The sequence below is a fragment of the Micrococcus sp. M4NT genome (assembly GCF_033790745.1).
Lineage (GTDB): Bacteria > Actinomycetota > Actinomycetes > Actinomycetales > Micrococcaceae > Micrococcus.
The window spans coordinates 118,081-136,089 of the sequence record NZ_JAMYEH010000004.1; the positions used below are offsets into that span (position 1 = coordinate 118,081).

Sequence of the window (18,009 nt, forward strand, 5' to 3'; positions counted from 1 at the left end):
GAAGACCAGGACGATGGCACCGACGCGGGCTCGTCGTCCTGAAAGGAGGGACCCCATGGAAGGTCCTGAGATCACGTTCGCCGAAGCCGTCATCGACAACGGTGCCTATGGCACCCGCACCGTCCGGTTCGAGACCGGCCGCCTCGCCCAGCAGGCCGCCGGCGCCGCGATGGTGTACATCGACGAGGAGACGTCGATGCTGTCCGCCACCACGGTGGGCAAGTCCCCGCGCGAGGGCTTCGACTTCTTCCCCCTCACGGTGGACGTCGAGGAGCGCATGTACGCCGCCGGCCGCATCCCCGGCTCGTTCTTCCGCCGCGAGGGCCGTCCGTCCACGGACGCCATCCTCACCTGCCGCCTGATCGACCGCCCGCTGCGCCCCGCGTTCGTCAAGGGCATCCGCAACGAGGTGCAGGTCGTCGTGACCGTCACCTCCATCGCGCCCGACGAGATCTACGACACCGTGGCCATCAACGCCGCGTCCCTGTCCACGCAGCTCTCCGGCCTGCCGTTCTCCGGCCCCATCGGCGGCGTCCGCATCGCCCTCATCGACGACGGCGCCGGCAAGCGCCAGTGGGTCGCCTTCCCGAAGCACTCGCAGCTCAAGGACGCCGTGTTCAACATGGCCGTCGCCGGCCGCGTCTCGGGCGACGACGTCGCGATCATGATGGTCGAGGCCGAGGCCACCCCCGACTCCTGGACCCTCATCAAGGATTCCGGCGCCTCCGCGCCCACCGAGGAGGTCGTGGCCGAGGGCCTCGAGGCCGCCAAGCCGTTCATCCGCGCGCTGTGCGAGGCCCAGGCCGACCTGGCCGCCCGCGCCGGCAAGGCGCCCGTCGAGGTGCCGGTCTTCAAGGACTACGAGGACGACGCGTACGCCGCCGTCGAGAAGCTCGCCTCGAAGCGCCTCACCGAGATCTTCTCGATCGGGGACAAGCAGGAGCGCGAGTCCGCCTCGGACGACTACCAGCGCGAGGTCATCGAGAAGCTGGCCGGCGAGGGCGAGAAGTTCGCCGACCGCCGCGGCGAGATCGCCAAGGCCTACGGCTCCGTGACCAAGCAGGTCGTGCGCCAGCGCATCCTCAAGGAGCAGGTCCGCATCGACGGCCGCGGCCTGACGGACATCCGCAAGCTGACCGCCGAGGTCGAGGTCCTGCCGCGCGTGCACGGCTCCGCGATCTTCGAGCGCGGCGAGACCCAGATCATGGGCGTCACCACGCTGAACATGCTCAAGATGGAGCAGCAGATCGACTCGCTGGCGCCGGAGACGTCCAAGCGCTACATGCACCACTACAACTTCCCGCCGTACTCCACCGGCGAGACCGGCCGCGTGGGCTCGCCCAAGCGCCGCGAGATCGGCCACGGCGCGCTCGCCGAGCGTGCGCTCGTGCCGGTGCTGCCGGAGCGCGAGGAGTTCCCCTACGCGATCCGCCAGGTCTCCGAGGCCCTCGGCTCCAACGGCTCTACGTCGATGGGCTCCGTGTGCGCCTCCACCCTGTCCCTGCTGAACGCGGGCGTGCCGCTGCGCGCTCCCGTGGCCGGCATCGCGATGGGCCTGGTCTCCGCCGAGGTGAACGGCCAGACCCAGTACGCGGCCCTGACCGACATCCTGGGCGCCGAGGATGCGTTCGGCGACATGGACTTCAAGGTGGCAGGCACCTCGGAGTTCGTCACCGCGATCCAGCTGGACACCAAGCTCGACGGCATCCCGGCCTCCGTGCTGGCCGCCGCGCTGACCCAGGCCCGCGAGGCCCGTCTGCACATCCTCTCCGTGCTCAACGCGGCGATCGACACCCCGGACGAGCTGGCGCCCACCGCACCGCGCATCATCGCCGTGAAGATCCCCGTGGACAAGATCGGTGCGGTCATCGGCCCCAAGGGCGCCATGATCAACCAGATCCAGGACGACACGGGTGCGGACATCTCGATCGAGGACGACGGCACCGTGCTCATCGGCGCGACCGACGGCCCCTCGGCCGAGGCCGCCCGCTCGGCCGTGAACGCGATCGCCAACCCGCAGGTCCCCGAGATCGGCGAGCGCTACCTCGGCACCGTGGTGAAGCTGACCACCTTCGGCGCCTTCGTCTCGCTCACCCCGGGCAAGGACGGCCTGCTGCACATCTCCGAGCTCCGGAAGATGAACGGCGGCAACCGCGTGGACGACGTCGAGGACGTCCTCGGCGTGGGCCAGAAGGTCCAGGTCGAGATCACCAAGATCGACGACCGCGGCAAGCTCTCGCTCTCCCCGGTCGTGGCCGACGACGCCGCGGACTCGGAGACCCAGGACGCCATCGAGTCCTCGCAGACCGAGGCCTGATCCCGGTGATCCGGGGCTGAGGCCCATCGCCTCCGCCTGACGCACGACGACGCCGCGCCCTCCGCTGGAGGGTGCGGCGTCGTCGTCGTCCGGGGGGCAGGGCCGGGTCAGCGCCGGGACAACGCCGCGACGGCGATGCTGACCAGCAGCGCGGGCACCCATGCGCCCAGCCTCATCATCACGAAGAACACGATCTCCCACCCGAGGTCCCAGCCTCCGGCGTGCGTCCCGGAGTCGAGGATCATCGCGCCGGCGGCGAATCCCGCGACATAGGCCGCGAGGCCGCCGAGGACGAGCCAGGCCGGGCCGGTGCGGCGCGTGAGGAGCAGGAGCCCCGTGACGGCCGCCCATGCGAGCAGACCGAGCACCACGATCGGATCCAGGCCGGGGAGGAGAGCGCTCCGGGTGAACCCGCTGCCGTCGAGGAGAGTGGGCACCAGGGCCTGCGTGACGTAGATCAGCAGGGCGCCGACCGCGACGAGCAGCACGGTGCGGGCGGGGCCGGGGGAGCGGCTGGACCGGCTCGATCGGGAGGGGACGGACGCGCTCATGACGTCAGCCGAGGCCGCGTGAGGCGGCATGGGCAGGGGGCGGGCACCGTCCCGACCGCTCCTCCACAGTTCCGGGAGGCTCGCTTGACCTGTCCGGGACCCTTCGTGGCGTGGGGGTCATGGATGAGCGGACGGTGACGCGCGGGGCGCGGGCGCGGAGCGGGGCGGAGGCCCCCGCCCGGGGCGAGCCCTGTGCAGATCCGGCGCGCGTCCCTCATCTGGATCAGCCGCTGTGCCCGGATCGGCCATCCTCCCCGGGCCTCACTCGCGCAGCGGATCTGGGCCACCGGCCCCTGGGCGCCGACCACGTCGTCGACGTCGTCCGGGAGCGGGCCGCCGCCGACCTCCCTGAGGACGAGTCCGCCTTCCCCGAGGCCGTTCGCGCGCTCGAGGAGCTCAAGGCCTCCGCCTCCGCCGCCCAGGCGACGCTCACGGCCCGTCTCCACGCGCTGCGCTCCGCATCCGAGGGGGAGCGGGGCATCGCCCGGCGGGACCGCTGCCGTGGGCTGGGCGCGGAGGTCGCGCTCGCCCGGCGGGAGTCTCCCCACCGCGGCGGTCGGCACGTGGGCATGGACCGTGCTCTCGTCCACGAGATGCTGCTCACGCTGACGGCCCTCACCCGCGGCCTGATCTCGGAGGAGCACGCGACGGTCATGGTGCGGGAGAGCATCTGGCTCGAGCCCGAGCAGCGCCGCCGGGTGAACGAGCTCATGGCGGACAGGCTCGGTGAGACGGGGATCCGTCGCCTCGGAGGCGAGGCCCGTGCTCACGCACTGCGGCTGGATCAGGCCGGCGCGGTGGAACGTCGGGAGCGGTCCCCTGCGCAGCGGCGGGTGAGCGTGCGCCTGGCGCCGGCTGCCGCGGGCGCGGGCATGGCCCACCTGAGTGCGCTGCTGCCCCTCGAGCAGTCCGTCGCGGCGTACGTCGGCCTCACCCGGGATGCGGCCACCATCGTGGGCACGGGCGACCATCCCCACGCGCACTCCACCGGTCGCTCCTCGGCCACGCCTGCGGTGCCGGTGCCGGTGCCGGTGACCCGGCGTGGCTCCCCGGTCACGGCCCCGTCCCGGGCGGCGTCGCCCGGGCCATGCTCGGCCCCGCCTCGAGCGGGGCGGGGGAGGACGGCGCGACGTCGGAGGACGCTTGTCTCCTTCTGCCCCGCCTCTCCACGGCACCGGAGTCCGGTCAGCTGGTCGCCATGGAGTCGCGGGCCCGGATCTTCCCTCCCCTGCTGCGCCGCAGGGTCACCCTGCGCGACGACCGGCGCCGCACCGCCGTGCACACCCCGCCTCCGCCGATCGGACAGAATGGCCAGCATGAGCATTCAGCGTGAGATCCCCCTGGACTTCGACGGCGTCCTCGCGGACGAGGGCAACGGGTCCGTCGTCCGGCGGTCCGTCCTCCCCGGCGGCGTGCGCGTCCTCACGGAGTCCATGCCGGACCAGCGCTCCGTCACCATCGGCTACTGGGTCGCGGTCGGCTCGCGGGACGAGTCCACCGACGGCTACGGCTCCACCCACTTCCTGGAGCACCTGCTCTTCAAGGGCACCGCCACCCGTTCGGCGATGGACATCGCCGCGGCCTTCGACCGCGTGGGCGGCGAGTCCAACGCGGGCACCGCGAAGGAGTCCACGGTCTACCACGCGCGCGTGCTCGACGAGGACCTCCCCATGGCCGTCGAGGTCCTCACGGACATGCTCACCTCGTCCGTCCTCGACCCGGACGAGCTCGAGACCGAGCGCGGCGTCATCCTGGAGGAGCTCGCGATGGACGCCGACGACCCCGTCGACGTCGCACACGAGAAGCTCGCCGAGGTCATGCTGGACGGGCATCCGCTCGGCCGCCCCATCGGCGGCACGCCGGAGACCATCCTCGCCGTCAGCCGCGAGCGTGTCCTCGCCCACTACCGGCACTGGTACCGGCCGGACGAGCTGGTGGTCACCGCCGCGGGCCACCTGGACCACGACGTCGTCTGCGGCCTCGTCCTCGACGCCCTGCGCCGCTCCGGCTGGGACCTGGCTCCGGGGGCGTCCCCGGCGCCGCGGCGCGGCGTCGACACCGCGGGCGCCGCGGCCTCCCGCGTGCTGACCGGCACGCACACCGTGGAGAAGGCCGTGGAGCAGGCCAATGTGATCGTCGGCGGCCGCTCCCTCTCCACCACGGACCCGGACCGCTTCGCCCTCGGAGTCATGCAGTCCGTGCTCGGCGGCGGCATGTCCTCGCGGCTGTTCCAGGAGATCCGTGAGCGGCGCGGCCTCGCCTACTCCACGTACTCCTTCTCGGCGGGCTACTCCGACGCCGGCTACTACGGCCTCTATGCGGGCTGCCAGCCGGACCGGGTGGACGAGGTCTCCGCCCTCATGGAGGCCGAGCTCGACCGCATGGCCTCCGAGGACATCACGGCCGAGGAGCTCGACCGCGCCCACGGTCAGCTCTGCGGCGGCACCGTGCTGGGCATGGAGTCCACCGGCGCCCGCATGTCGCGCCTCGGCCGCGCCGAGCTGGTCACGGGCGAGTTCGTCGACCTCGCCGCCTCGCTCGAGCGAGTGCGCGCCGTCGACGTCGGCCAGGTCCGCGCCGTCGCCGCGCGTCTGGCGGCGGGGGAGCGGGGACGCGTCGTCGTCGCTCCGGCCTGAGGCGCGACCACTAGGCTGGATCCCATGTCTGACACCCCTCACGCTGCCCCCGTGGCCGCCCCGCGCGTCGCCGTCCTGGGCGCGAACGGCAAGATGGGCCGCCGGGCCGTCGAGGCCGTCCGTGCCGCCGAGGGCCTCGAGCTCGCCGCCGAGCTCGGCTCGCGGGACCCGCTGACGGCCGTCGTCGACGCCGGCGCCACCCACGTCCTGGACCTCACCGTCCCGGACGCCTCGCCGGACAACGTCGCCTTCGCGGTGGAGAACGGGCTCCACGCCGTCGTCGGGACCTCGGGGTGGGGCCCCGAGCGCCGTGTGGCTCTCGAGGCCCGGCTGGCCGAGCACCCCGGGGTCGGCGTGCTGATCGCCCCCAACTTCTCCGTGGGGTCGGTGCTCGCCTCCGCGTTCGCCGCGAAGGCGGCGCGGTGGTTCGAGTCGGTCGAGCTCATCGAGCTGCACCACCCCGCCAAGCTGGACGCCCCCTCCGGCACGGCGGTGCGCACCGCCGAGCTGATCGGCGACGCGCGGGCCGCGGCGGGCGTCGGCCCCTCGCCCGACGCGACGGAGCGTGACCCCGACGGAGCACGGGGCGCCGTCGTGAACGGGGTGCACGTGCACGCCGTGCGCCTGCGCGGCCTCGAGGCCCATCAGGAGGTCCTCCTGGGCGGGCCGGGGGAGCAGCTCGTGGTGCGCCACGATGCCTTCGACCGCGGCGCCTACATGCCGGGCGTCGTGCTGGGCCTCCGGACCGTGGCCTCCCGCCCCGGTCTCACCTACGGACTGGACGGATACCTCGACCTTGGCTGAGACCACCCGCTCGACCCTCGCGTCCAAGGTGTGGGTGGGCTTCACGAGCGCGCTCCTGCTCTTCTTCTCCGCGATCGCGGTGTACTTCGCCGTCGCCTTCATGTCTGCGCCCCAGTTCGTGGCGAAGGCCATCGGCGTCGCCGTGATCGTCGTGGTCGTCCTGGGCCTGCTCCTGCTGGCACGCGAGCTGCGCTTCGGCCTCCAGACGGAGCGGCTCGCCGGCATCCTGGCGGCCGACGGCGGGCTGCCCGCCGACGACCTGCCGCGCTCGCCCGGAGGCCGGATCGACCGCGCCGCGGCCGACGCCCAGTTCGAGACCTGCCGGGCCGAGGTCGAGGCTGCGCCGCGGGACTGGCGTGCCCGCTACCGGCTGTCCCTCGCCTACGACGCCGCGGGGGACCGCCGCCGGGCCCGTGCCGCGGCGCGCGACGCCGTCCGCCTGCACGCCGAGGGCTGAGCCCCCGCCGCCGCGGGCCTCACTCGCCCGCGCGGGAGAGCTCCGCGACGCCCGCCTCGAGCGGGCCCCGCCGCCCCGTGCGCAGCGCCGCGAAGCCCGCGCCCAGGCACAGGATCCAGAACGCGGCGACGACGGCCCCGCCCTCGGACGGCAGCCCCGCCGCGCCCAGCGCGGCGATGAGCACGAGGTGCCCCACGTAGAGGCTGAGCGTCACCCGCCCGGCCCCGGCGAGCGGGGCGAGCGCGGGGCGGAGGCCGCTCGCCCGCGCGGCCAGCAGGCACAGCCCCAGGACCGCCGCCGCCCAGCCCGCCGCGCGCACCGCCTCCAGCACGGATCCCGAGTGCGGGGCCACCACCGCGAGCCACAGCGGATCGGGCACGAGCCATGCGAGGCGGTGGTCCCCCGTGGCCAGGGCCGTCGGCAGCTCGGCGAGGGACACGCCCGTGCCGGCGGCGATCCGCTGGAGCTGTGCGGGGTCGTGGTGCTGCCACGAACCGGCCGCGGTCGCGGCCGCCCCGGCCACGGCGCCTCCGGCGAGCAGGGCCGCGGCCACGCGCGGACGCTCCAGCTCCAGGCGCCCCAGCCACAGGCCGAGCAGCAGGAAGCCGATCCACGAGAGGACGGGGTAGTAGCCGGTCAGCAGCAGGTCGGTGAGCAGCAGCCCCGGGGTGAGGAGGTGCTCCGGGGAGGGGGTGACCCACAGGCGGGCGTCCATGAGGAACTCCTCCTGCCCCAGCAGGGCCTGCCCCGCCGCGCTGAGCGCGAAGACCAGCACGGGGCCGCCGATCAGCCCGACCCCCGCCGGCAGTGCGAGCGCGCGGGCCCGCAGCCCCAGGAACGGCAGGGCGAGGAGGAAGAGGAGTCCGTCGTGGCACAGGATCACGGCCACGGGCGTCCCCAGCCACGCGCATGCCAGCCCGAGCGCGAAGAGCAGGCCGGCGCGGCGGGCGATCCGGCGGCGCAGCAGGGGCAGACGGGCCGGGTCCGCTCCGGCCGCCCCGCCCGTCATGAGGGCGAGGCCCACCCCGGCGAGTGTGACGAAGAGGACCGAGGCCAGCCCCCCGAAGAGGAGGTGGGCCAGGCTCGGCTCCCCGTCGGCGTCGAGGGGGGCGGTGACGTGCACGGCGACCATCCCCAGCAGGGCGACGCCACGGGCGGCGTCCACTCCGGCCAGCCGTGCGGGCGGGGCGGGGTGCGTCATCAAGGCTCCTCGGAGGGCGGGGTGGGCGCCCGGGTCCCGGACGCAGGCATTCTCGCAGGTAGGCTGGAGAGCATGAACGCCGCCCGTCACACCACCGCCCCCACCGAGAAGCTCTTCGGCACGGTGGTCCCGGCCATGGTGACGCCCATGACCAAGGACGGTGCCGTGGACCTCGCGGCCGCGCAGTCGCTCGCCGCCCACCTCGTCGACCAGGGCGCCGACGGCCTCGTGGTCACCGGCACGACGGGGGAGACCTCCACGCTCACCGACGCGGAGAACCTGGACATGTTCCGGGCCGTGGTCGAGGCCGTGGGGGACCGCGCCGCGGTCATCGCCGGCACCGGCACCAACGACACCGCGCACAGCCTGCACCTGTCCCGCCTCGCCGCGAAGACCGGCGTGGACGGCCTGCTGCTGGTCACCCCGTACTACAACAAGCCCAACCAGGCGGGCATCCGCGCACACTTCGAGACCATCGCGGACGGCGTCGACCTGCCGATCATGCTCTACGACATCCCGGGCCGCTCCGTGATGCCGATCCAGCCCGAGACGCTCATCGCGCTCGCGGCGCACCCGAACATCCAGGCGCTCAAGGACGCCAAGGGCGACCTGCAGTCCACCACCACGGTCCTCGCGCACTCGGACCTGGACCTCTACTCCGGCGACGACGGCGCGACCCTGCCGCTCATGGCGCTCGGCGCCGTCGGCGTCGTCTCCGTGGCCGCGCACGTGGCCCCCGCCCTGTACCGCGCCCTCGTGGACGCGGTGGCGGCCGGAGACCTGACCGCCGCCCGCGAGCACCACTTCGCCCTGGACCCCGTCCAGCGCGGCATCATGACCCACGTCCAGGGGGCCGTGGCCGCGAAGGCCGTGCTCGCCGCCCAGGGCCACATTCCCTCCGCAGCCGTGCGGCTGCCCCTCGTCCCGGCGACCGCCGACGAGCTCTCCCTCATCCGCGCCGACCTCGCCGAGGCCGGCATCACCTTCTGACAAGGACTCCCTCACATGACTCCAGGCAACCGCCTGTCCACCCCGCCCAAGCTCGCCCGTGACACCTGCCGCATCGTGCAGCTCGGCGGCCTCGAGGAGGTCGGCCGCAACATGGTCACCTTCGAGATCGACGGCAAGATCCTGATCGTCGACTGCGGCGTGCTCTTCCCCGAGGAGACCCAGCCGGGCGTGGACCTGATCCTCCCCGACTTCGACTACATCCGGGACCGCCTCGACGACGTCGTCGGCATCGTGCTGACCCACGGTCATGAGGACCACATCGGCGCCGTGCCCTACCTCCTGCGCCTGCGCAAGGACATCCCGCTGATCGGCTCCAGGCTGACGCTGGCCCTCATCGAGGCCAAGCTCGAGGAGCACCGCATCAAGCCGGTCCTCGTCCCGGTGACGGAGGGGGACATCGAGGAGTACGGCCCCTTCGAGTGCGAGTTCGTGGCCGTGAACCACTCCATCCCGGACGCCCTCGCCGTCGCCATCCACACGGACGCAGGCAGCATCCTGCACACCGGCGACTTCAAGATGGACCAGCTGCCGCTCGACGGCCGCATCACGGACCTGCGCTCCTTCGCCCGTCTCGGCGAGGAGGGCGTGGACCTGTTCATGACCGATTCCACGAACGCCGAGGTCCCCGGGTTCACCACCACGGAGAAGGAGATCGGCCCCACGCTGGAGCGCTACTTCGCCACGGCCGAGCGCCGCATCGTCGTCGCCTCGTTCTCCTCGCACGTGCACCGCGTCCAGCAGGTGCTCGACGCCGCCGCGAAGCACAAGCGCAAGGTCGCCTTCGGCGGCCGCTCGATGATCCGGAACATGACGATCGCGCAGAAGCTGGGCTACCTCAACGTGCCCAACGGGATCCTCGTGGACATCCGCAAGATCGACAAGTACCGGGACGACGAGGTCGTCCTCATGGTCACCGGCTCCCAGGGCGAGCCCATGGCCGCGCTGTCCCGCATGGCCAACGGCGACCACCAGGTGCAGCTGCAGGAGGGGGACCTCGTGGTCCTCGCCTCCTCGCTCATCCCGGGCAACGAGAACTCCGTGTTCCGTGTGATCAACGGGCTCATGAAGCTCGGCGCGCAGGTGGTCCACAAGGGCATGGCCAAGGTCCACGTCTCCGGCCACGCCTCCGAGGGCGAGCTGCTCTACTGCTACAACATCGTGGAGCCCGAGTACGTCATGCCCGTGCACGGCGAGACGCGCCACCTCATCGCCAACGGCCGCATCGCCGAGAAGACGGGTGTGCCGAAGGAGAACGTCATCCTGGCCGCCAACGGCACCGTGGTGGACATGACCGACGGCCGCGTGCAGATCGTCGGCGAGGTCGACTGCGGCTACGTCTACGTGGACGGCTCCTCCGTGGGCGAGATCTCCGACCTCGACCTCAAGGACCGCCGTGTGCTGGGCGAGGAGGGCTTCATCTCCATCGTCACCGTCGTCAACCGCCAGAGCGGCGCGATCGTGTCCGGCCCGGACGTGCACGCCCGCGGCGTGGCCGAGGACGAGAAGGTCTTCGAGGAGATCAAGCCGAAGATCGCCCGCGCCATCGAGGAGGCCGTGCAGGGCCAGAAGGAGCACACCACGCAGCAGCTGCAGCAGGTCGTGCGCCGCACCATGGGCACGTGGGTCAACCGCCGCCTGCGCCGCCGCCCCATGATCGTGCCGGTGATCCTCGAGGCCTGACACGCCTGCGGGCGCTGTCGCGTCCGCCCCGGGCGGTACCGTGGAGGGCATGGCGACCCGCACTTCCCCCCCGCGGTCGTCGTCCTCCTCGTCGAAGACCCGAGCCGGCTCCACCGCCGCCCGGGCCTCCGCCGGGAAGGGCGCGACCGCCGCTGCCTCCGATCAGCCCCCCGCCCCTGTCCGCGCCCTGCGCGCGGCGTGGATGGGAGTGGCGACCCCCGTGGGCGCGCTCTTCCGCAAGCTCGGCCGTGACGTGCGCATCCCGCGCGACGAACGCCGGGACGGCACGGGCCTGCTCCTGCTGATCGTCGCCGCGGTCATCGCCGCGGTGGAGTGGTGGGGCCTGCGGGAGACGCCGGGCTTCGGCGAGGTGGTCCACCGCGTGGTGGGCGGCACCGTGGGATGGTTCGCCTTCCTGCTGCCGCTCGCCCTGCTCGTGGTGGCGGTGCGGTGCTTCCGCACGCCCCAGGAGCTGCGCGCCAACGGCCGCATCATCATCGGCCTGCTCATGGCCACGGTGGCGGGCAGCGGCCTCGCCCACCTGGCCGGCGGGCTGCCCTCGGCCGCAGAGTCCTTCGAGGACGTGCTGCACGCCGGCGGCATGGTCGGCTACCTCGCGACCGTCCCGCTCGCCTCGCTCCTGACGGCCGTCCCCGTGTGGGTGCTCATGGCCGCCCTCGCCTTCTTCTCCCTGCTCGTCCTCACCGCCACCCCGCTGGGCTCGATCCCGCAACGGATCACGGGCGCGTACGACTGGCTCACCGGCCAGGACCCCGAGGGCGCCTCGGCCCGCCGCGCCGAGCGCCGGGACGCACGCCGTGAGCGGCGCGCCGCCGGGGAGGAGGCCGCGGAGCCCGCGCGCACCCACCCCGACCACGACCAGTCCTACCTCGACGCCGTGGGCAGCCACGCCGCGGAGGACTCCGCGCGTCCCCGCCCGGGCCTGTTCGCCCGCCTCTTCGGGCGGCGTGACCGCGGCCGGGACGCTGCATCCGAACGCGGCCACGAGAGTGCCGCCTACGACTCTCCCGTGATCCTGGACTCCGCGGCCGGGGCCGGCTCCCACGCCGCCGGGACCGCGGAGGCCGCGGAGGCCACGGAGGAGGACGCCACGCTCGTGCTCGAGCCGCGCGCCGCCGCGCCCGCCCCCCGCCGTCCCGCGCGGGGCCAGCAGGGCGTGTTCGACGCGGAGGAGCACCTGGCCGCTCCCGCGGCCCGCGGCGACGCCACCGCCGAGTCGTTCGACCCCTGGGTGGACGAGGACGCGGCCCCGGTGCTTCCCCCGGGGGTCAAGCGCCCCACCGCCGCCGACCGGGCCCTCGAGCGGGTCCGCGAGCACGCCCGCGCCCGTCACGCCGCCACGCCGGACGGCGAGGCGGAGGAGCCGACGCAGCCTGTGGAGGAGGCGGCCGAGCCCGAGGAGGAGTCGGCGTCGGCCGTGCCTGCCCCGGTGCCGGCGGTGAGCACGCCGGCCCCCGTGCCGCCCATGACCGCCGCTCCGGCCCGGGGCCGGCAGGCCGAGCTCGGCGGGGACGCCGCGTACACGCTGCCCCAGTCGGACCTGCTGCCCGCTGGCCCGCAGCCGAAGGAGCGCTCCGAGGCCAACGACCGCGTCGTCGCCGCGCTGACCACCACGTTCACCGAGTTCAAGGTGGACGCGCAGGTCACCGGCTTCTCCCGCGGCCCCACCGTCACGCGCTACGAGGTCGAGGTCGCCCCCGGCACCAAGGTAGAGAAGGTCACGGCGCTCGAGAAGAACATCGCCTACGCGGTGGCCTCCTCCGACGTGCGCATCCTCAGCCCCATCCCCGGCAAGCGCGCCATCGGCATCGAGATCCCCAACCCGGACAAGGAGGTGGTGGTGCTCGGCGACGTCCTGCGCTCGCAGGCCGCGCACCGCACCGACCACCCGATGGTCATGGGCGTCGGCAAGGACGTGGAGGGCGGCTACGTGGTGGCCAACCTCGCGAAGATGCCGCACATGCTCGTCGCCGGCGCCACCGGCGCGGGCAAGTCCTCGTTCGTGAACTCGATGATCACCTCGATCCTCATGCGGGCCACCCCGGACGAGGTCCGCATGGTCATGGTCGACCCCAAGCGCGTGGAGCTCACGGCCTACGAGGGCGTCCCGCACCTCGTGACGCCCATCATCACGAACCCCAAGAAGGCCGCCGAGGCCCTCCAGTGGGTGGTGAAGGAGATGGACACCCGCTACGACGACCTCGCGGCGTTCGGCTTCAAGCACGTGGACGACTTCAACAAGGCGGTGCGCGCGGGGCAGGTGAAGCTGCCGCCGGACTCCAAGCGCGTCCTCCGGCCGTACCCGTACCTGCTGGTGATCGTGGACGAGCTCGCGGACCTCATGATGGTCGCCCCGCGGGACGTCGAGGACTCGATCGTGCGCATCACCCAGCTCGCGCGCGCCGCCGGCATCCACCTGGTGCTCGCCACCCAGCGCCCCTCCGTGGACGTCGTCACCGGCCTGATCAAGGCCAACGTGCCCTCCCGCATGGCGTTCGCGACGTCCTCCGTCACGGACTCCCGCGTGGTGCTCGACCAGCCCGGCGCCGAGAAGCTCCTGGGCCAGGGCGACGCGCTCTTCCTGCCCATGGGCAAGTCGAAGCCCATGCGCGTGCAGGGCGCGTGGGTGAACGAGTCCGAGATCCACGCGGTCGTGGAGCACGTGAAGGCCCAGATGCAGGTGCAGTACCGGGACGACGTGGTGCCGGAGAAGACCGAGAAGGTCATCGACGAGGACATCGGCGACGATCTGGACCTGCTCCTGCAGGCGGTCGAGCTCGTGGTGACCACCCAGTTCGGCTCGACCTCCATGCTGCAGCGCAAGCTCCGCGTGGGCTTCGCGAAGGCCGGCCGCCTCATGGACCTCATGGAGTCCCGCGGCGTCGTCGGCCCCTCCGAGGGGTCGAAGGCGCGCGACGTGCTGGTCAAGCCCGACGAGGTGGCCGAGGTGCTCGCCGCGATCTCGGGGGACACCGCGCCGGCGGGGCCTGCTCCGGCGCCTGCGCCGTCGTCGTCCGCGGCACCGCGTGACCTGGTGGCCGAGGACCTCGACTCCCGTCCGCAGGCCCAGGCCTGGGACGATGGGGAGGACGAGGGGGAATCCGAGGACGCATGGGAGCTGACGGGCAGATGAGCACGGAGCGGACGGCCGAGGGCCGGGCGGGGGAGCGGCCGTCGGCCTGGAACCTGCCGAACATCCTCACGAGCGTGCGGATTCTGATGGTCCCCTTCTTCGTGTGGGCGCTGTGGGCGGGCGGGCCGTGGGGCCAGGACTCGCTCACGGCGCGCTGGGTGGCCTTCGGGCTGTTCGCGGCGGCCATGTACACGGACAAGCTCGACGGCGACATCGCCCGCGCGCGCGGGCTGATCACGGACTTCGGGAAGATCGCGGACCCGATCGCGGACAAGCTGCTCACGGGGGCCGCGCTCGTGGTCTTCTCCCTCCTGGGCGAGCTGTGGTGGTGGGTGACGATCGTGATCCTCGTGCGCGAATGGGGGATCACCCTCATGCGCTTCGTGGTGATCCGGTACGGCGTCATGCCGGCCGGCCGCGGCGGCAAGCTGAAGACCGTGCTGCAGGCGGCGGGCATCGGCCTGCTGCTCATGCCGCTGGGCGCCCTGGTGGGCGGCTGGTGGCCGTGGCTGGGCTGGACCGTGATCGGCGTGGCCACCGCGCTGACGGTGGTCACCGGCGTGGAGTACGTCCGCGACGCCGCCGCGCTCCGCCGGGACGCGCTCGCGGGCCGGACCGCCGCATGAGCACGGCCGCGCAGGTGGTCGCCCGCTTCGCCCGGGACGAGCTGACGCTGGCGACCGCCGAGTCGCTCACTGCGGGCCTCGTGGCCGCCACCCTCGCGGACGTGCCGGGCGCCTCTGCGGTCCTGCAGGGCGGTGTGGTGGCGTACCAGAACCGCGTGAAGGCGGAGGTGCTCGGCGTCGAGGCGGCGTTGCTGGCCGAGCGCGGGGCCGTGGATCCCGGGGTGGCCGAGGCCATGGCGCGCGGTGCGCGCCGGGTGCTGGGCGCCGACGTCGGCGTGGCGACCACCGGCGTGGCCGGGCCGGAGCCCCATCAGGGCAAGCCGGTGGGGACCGTGTTCATCGCGCTGGCGTGGACGGACGAGGCGGGCGTGGAGCAGGCCGAGGCGTGGGGGCTGCGCCTGCCGGGCGACCGGGCCGCGATCCGCCGGGGGACCGTGGTCGCGTGCCTCGAGCGGCTCGCCACCGCGGGGGAGCGTCGCGGGGGTTCCTGAGCGCGGTGCGGCCGAGCGGGAATGAACCCGGCCTCCAGCCGGTTGAATGGAACGAGTCAAGAAGACGGCCGTGGGGGATCAGGCCCCCGTCCGGCGTCCTCAGCGAAAGTCCAGGAGCACGCGATAGACATGATGCGACACCCCGTCCATGCCAACGGCATCACCCGCTGGGTCGGCGAGCAGCCTCGCCCCCGCGCGGAGACCCCCGACATCAAGGAGCGCACCATGCCCGTCCTCCGGCACGAGATCGGCGACGTCCTGCGTGACGTGCGCCAGCGGCAGGGCCGCACGCTCCGCGAGGTCTCCCACGACGCCCGCGTCTCCCTCGGCTACCTCTCCGAGGTGGAGCGCGGCCAGAAGGAGGCCTCCTCCGAGCTGCTGGCCTCCATCTGCGGGGCGCTCGACGTCCCCCTGTCCTTCATGCTCCGCGAGGTCTCGGACCGCCTTGCCGAGCAGGAGGGCGTGGTCATCCCGGACACCGTGCCCGAGGGCATGGGCGAGGCCGGCGCCGCGGAGCTGGGCTCCCTGGCCGGCCGCTGATCCCCACCGCTCCGCCTCCGGGCGCCCTGCCATCACGGCGGGGCGCCCGTGTGCATGCGGGGGAGGCCGGCCCCGGGCGAGGGGCCGCGCCCCCGCGAGGAGGAGTCCGTGACGAGCAGAGGAGGGCCACCGTGCGGGTGAGCGAGTTCTGGAGACTGATGGACGACGAGTTCGGCGCCGCGCGCGCCGCGGTCGAGGCGGACAGCCTGCACCTGCCGGGACTGGACGCCACGGCGCGGGAGGCGCTGTCCGCGGGCGTGGATCCGCGGGCCGTGTGGCGGGCCGTCTGCGAGCTGAACGACATCCCCGCCGAACGGCGTCTCGGGCGGGACGTGCCGCCGACGCGCTGACCCTGCGGCGGGTCGGGGCACCGCTTCGAACACGTGTTCGAATCCATGGGGTAGAGTCCTGCACAGCCGCAGGGGCCGCCGGCCCGTGCACAGCAGACTGGGTGCGCGCCTAACGTGTCCGCCCCACCTCGTAGTGTCACTGACATGGCCGAGGCGGGCGTCGCAGAGTCCCGCACGAGCACAGACCACATCAAGGGGTGAAGGATGAGCAACGTGACGGATCGTGAGAAGGCCCTCGAGGCGGCACTGGCCCAGATCGACAAGCAGTTCGGCAAGGGCTCCGTCATGCGCCTGGGCGATCAGACCCAGGCGCCGGTGGAGGTCATCCCGACCGGCTCGGTGGCCATGGACGTGGCCCTGGGCATCGGCGGCCTCCCGCGGGGGCGCGTGGTGGAGATCTATGGCCCGGAGTCCTCGGGCAAGACCACGCTCGCCCTGCACGCGGTGGCCAACGCCCAGCGCAACGGCGGCATCGCGGCGTTCATCGACGCGGAGCACGCGCTGGACCCGGCCTACGCCCGCAAGCTCGGCGTGGACACGGACGCGCTGCTGGTCAGCCAGCCGGACACGGGCGAGCAGGCCCTTGAGATCATGGACATGCTGGTCTCCTCCGGCACCCTGGACATCGTCGTCATCGACTCCGTGGCGGCCCTGACGCCGCGCGCGGAGATCGAGGGTGAGATGGGCGACTCCCACGTGGGTCTCCAGGCCCGCCTGATGTCCCAGGCGCTGCGCAAGATCACCGGCCGCCTGCACCAGACCAAGACCACCGCCATCTTCATCAACCAGCTGCGCGAGAAGATCGGCGTGTTCTTCGGCTCCCCGGAGACCACCACCGGCGGCAAGGCCCTCAAGTTCTACGCCTCCGTGCGCATCGACGTGCGCCGCATCGAGACGCTGAAGGAGGGCGGCAACCCCGTCGGCAACCGCACGCGCGTCAAGATCGTGAAGAACAAGATGGCCCCGCCCTTCAAGCAGGCCGAGTTCGACATCCTCTACGGGGTGGGCATCTCCCGTGAGGGTGGGCTGATCGACATGGGCGTCGAGGAGGGCATCGTCAAGAAGTCCGGCGCCTGGTTCACGTACGACGGGGACCAGCTGGGCCAGGGCAAGGAGAACGCCCGCCGGTTCCTCAAGGACAACCCGGACCTGGCCCTCGAGATCGAGCAGCGCATCCTCACGAAGCTCGGCATCGGCGTGGACCCGGAGGCCGCCGAGGAGGACGGGGCGCCGGTCCTCGCGGCCGTGGCGGGTGACACCAAGGCCTGATGTCGGGGCACGGCGCCGGGTTCGACGACTCCCGGGACTCCGAGGTGGCCCGGCTCTGGTTCGACCTGGCCGGGCTGGATCCCGCCGCGGCCTCGCCGGCGGAACCGGCGCCTCCGGAGCCGGCGGACCTGAGCGCGCTCCTCACGCGGGCGAGCGACCTGCCCAGCCCCGCGCCGACCACGGGCGGGGTCACGCCACTGCCGTGGACCAGCGGCGCGGGGACGGTTCCGGGCCCGACGACGGCGCCGGGCACGAAGAAGCGTCGCGCGCCGAAGGCCGCCGCGCCCTCGTCCCCGCCCGCTCCGGAGCCTGAGCCGTCCGTCGTGGGCCGCAGCGCCGAGGCGTCGGACGAGGCCGCGCGTCCTCGCCGACGTCGTCGGCCGGGGCCGGCGCCCCTGCCCGAGGACCCCCGGGAGCGCGCGGAGGCCGCGCGCGAGGTCGTGCTGCGGCAGCTCGCGATGGGCCCGCGCTCGCGCGGCCAGCTCGAGCGCAAGCTCGCGGAGCGCGAGGCCGAGCCGGAGCTGATCGAGCACGTGCTCGACCGGTTCGAGGAGGTGCGGCTCGTGGACGACGCCGCCTTCGCCGAGGTATGGGTGCGCAGTCGTCACCGCGGCCGCGGCCTGTCCCGCCGGGCCATCGGCCGGGAGCTGCACGAGAAGGGCGTGGACCGGGACGTCGCCGAGGAGGCCCTCGAGGCCATCGAGCCGGAGGACGAGCGCGCCGCCGCCCTCGAGCTCGCCCGCCGCCGGATGCGCGGGAAGACGGTGCCGCCGGCCGACTCCCCGGAGAACCGCGCCGAGCGGGACAAGGTGGTGCGCCGCCTCGTCGGGATGCTCGGTCGGAAGGGCTACGCCCCCGGACTCGCGTTCGGGGTGGTCACGGAGGTCCTCGGGGAGCACGAGGCGGACGCCTCCTAGAATGG

Annotated in this window: 15 protein-coding genes; 13 read left to right on the plus strand and 2 right to left on the minus strand. The window is 73.3% G+C overall.

The genetic code is table 11. The annotated features are described in order from the left end of the window. Nucleotides 1-55 precede the first annotated feature (55 nt). The gene (locus NJC10_RS03920; RefSeq protein WP_319074711.1) at nt 56-2,317 is read left to right on the plus strand and encodes a polyribonucleotide nucleotidyltransferase; all 2,262 of its coding nucleotides are present in this window, start codon (nt 56-58) and stop codon (nt 2,315-2,317) included. A gap of 107 nt (nt 2,318-2,424) precedes the next feature. Here the strand turns inward: NJC10_RS03920 and NJC10_RS03925 are convergent, their stop codons facing one another. Further along, the gene (locus NJC10_RS03925) at nt 2,425-2,868 is read right to left on the minus strand and encodes a hypothetical protein (RefSeq protein WP_319074712.1); all 444 of its coding nucleotides are present in this window, start codon (nt 2,866-2,868) and stop codon (nt 2,425-2,427) included. Between the two features lie 1,316 nt (nt 2,869-4,184). Here NJC10_RS03925 and NJC10_RS03930 point away from each other — a divergent pair. Genes NJC10_RS03930 through NJC10_RS03940 form a run of 3 tightly spaced genes read left to right on the plus strand, consistent with a single transcriptional unit; the run spans nt 4,185 to nt 6,765 of the window. Continuing rightward, on the plus strand, nt 4,185-5,504 hold the full coding sequence (locus NJC10_RS03930; protein WP_319074714.1) for a M16 family metallopeptidase: 1,320 nt from the start codon (nt 4,185-4,187) through the stop codon (nt 5,502-5,504). Nucleotides 5,505-5,528: 24 nt separating this feature from the next. After that, nucleotides 5,529-6,308: a 4-hydroxy-tetrahydrodipicolinate reductase gene (gene dapB, locus NJC10_RS03935; RefSeq protein WP_319074716.1), complete on the plus strand. Its 780-nt coding sequence runs from the start codon at nt 5,529-5,531 to the stop codon at nt 6,306-6,308. After that, the gene (locus tag NJC10_RS03940; RefSeq protein ID WP_298712724.1) at nt 6,301-6,765 is read left to right on the plus strand and encodes a hypothetical protein; all 465 of its coding nucleotides are present in this window, start codon (nt 6,301-6,303) and stop codon (nt 6,763-6,765) included. The genes dapB and NJC10_RS03940 overlap by 8 nt, the downstream gene beginning before the upstream one ends. Nucleotides 6,766-6,784: 19 nt before the next feature. On the opposite strand, the gene NJC10_RS03945 is transcribed toward NJC10_RS03940, so the two are convergent. Then, nucleotides 6,785-7,966, minus strand: a complete 1,182-nt coding sequence (locus tag NJC10_RS03945; RefSeq protein ID WP_319074717.1) for a heparan-alpha-glucosaminide N-acetyltransferase domain-containing protein — start codon at nt 7,964-7,966, stop codon at nt 6,785-6,787. Between the two features lie 72 nt (nt 7,967-8,038). On the opposite strand from NJC10_RS03945, the gene dapA reads away from it, so the two are divergent. The 9 genes from dapA to NJC10_RS03990 all read left to right on the plus strand — a co-directional run bounded on the left by dapA (nt 8,039) and on the right by NJC10_RS03990 (nt 18,004). Continuing rightward, complete coding sequence (gene dapA, locus NJC10_RS03950; protein WP_319074718.1) at nt 8,039-8,956, plus strand: 4-hydroxy-tetrahydrodipicolinate synthase; 918 nt, start codon at nt 8,039-8,041, stop codon at nt 8,954-8,956. Nucleotides 8,957-8,971: 15 nt separating this feature from the next. Further along, complete coding sequence (locus tag NJC10_RS03955) at nt 8,972-10,657, plus strand: ribonuclease J (protein WP_319074719.1); 1,686 nt, start codon at nt 8,972-8,974, stop codon at nt 10,655-10,657. A 49-nt stretch (nt 10,658-10,706) separates the two neighbouring features. Further along, nucleotides 10,707-13,811, plus strand: a complete 3,105-nt coding sequence (locus tag NJC10_RS03960) for a DNA translocase FtsK (RefSeq protein ID WP_319074720.1) — start codon at nt 10,707-10,709, stop codon at nt 13,809-13,811. Continuing rightward, entirely contained in the window at nt 13,790-14,437 is a 648-nt protein-coding gene (locus tag NJC10_RS03965) for a CDP-alcohol phosphatidyltransferase family protein (RefSeq protein ID WP_248115247.1), read from the plus strand. Before NJC10_RS03960 ends, NJC10_RS03965 begins: the two co-directional genes overlap by 22 nt. Continuing rightward, on the plus strand, nt 14,434-14,928 hold the full coding sequence (locus NJC10_RS03970; RefSeq protein ID WP_298712737.1) for a CinA family protein: 495 nt from the start codon (nt 14,434-14,436) through the stop codon (nt 14,926-14,928). Before NJC10_RS03965 ends, NJC10_RS03970 begins: the two co-directional genes overlap by 4 nt. Before the next feature lie 129 nt (nt 14,929-15,057). Further along, nucleotides 15,058-15,468, plus strand: a complete 411-nt coding sequence (locus NJC10_RS03975; RefSeq protein WP_282442432.1) for a helix-turn-helix domain-containing protein — start codon at nt 15,058-15,060, stop codon at nt 15,466-15,468. A gap of 131 nt (nt 15,469-15,599) precedes the next feature. Beyond that, nucleotides 15,600-15,818, plus strand: a complete 219-nt coding sequence (locus NJC10_RS03980) for a DUF3046 domain-containing protein (protein WP_248115245.1) — start codon at nt 15,600-15,602, stop codon at nt 15,816-15,818. Nucleotides 15,819-16,022: 204 nt separating this feature from the next. After that, nucleotides 16,023-17,087 (plus strand): recombinase RecA, encoded by a 1,065-nt coding sequence (recA, locus tag NJC10_RS03985; RefSeq protein ID WP_248115244.1) that lies wholly within the window; start codon nt 16,023-16,025, stop codon nt 17,085-17,087. After that, nucleotides 17,087-18,004 (plus strand): regulatory protein RecX, encoded by a 918-nt coding sequence (locus NJC10_RS03990; protein ID WP_319074722.1) that lies wholly within the window; start codon nt 17,087-17,089, stop codon nt 18,002-18,004. The genes recA and NJC10_RS03990 overlap by 1 nt, the downstream gene beginning before the upstream one ends. Nucleotides 18,005-18,009 lie beyond the last annotated feature (5 nt).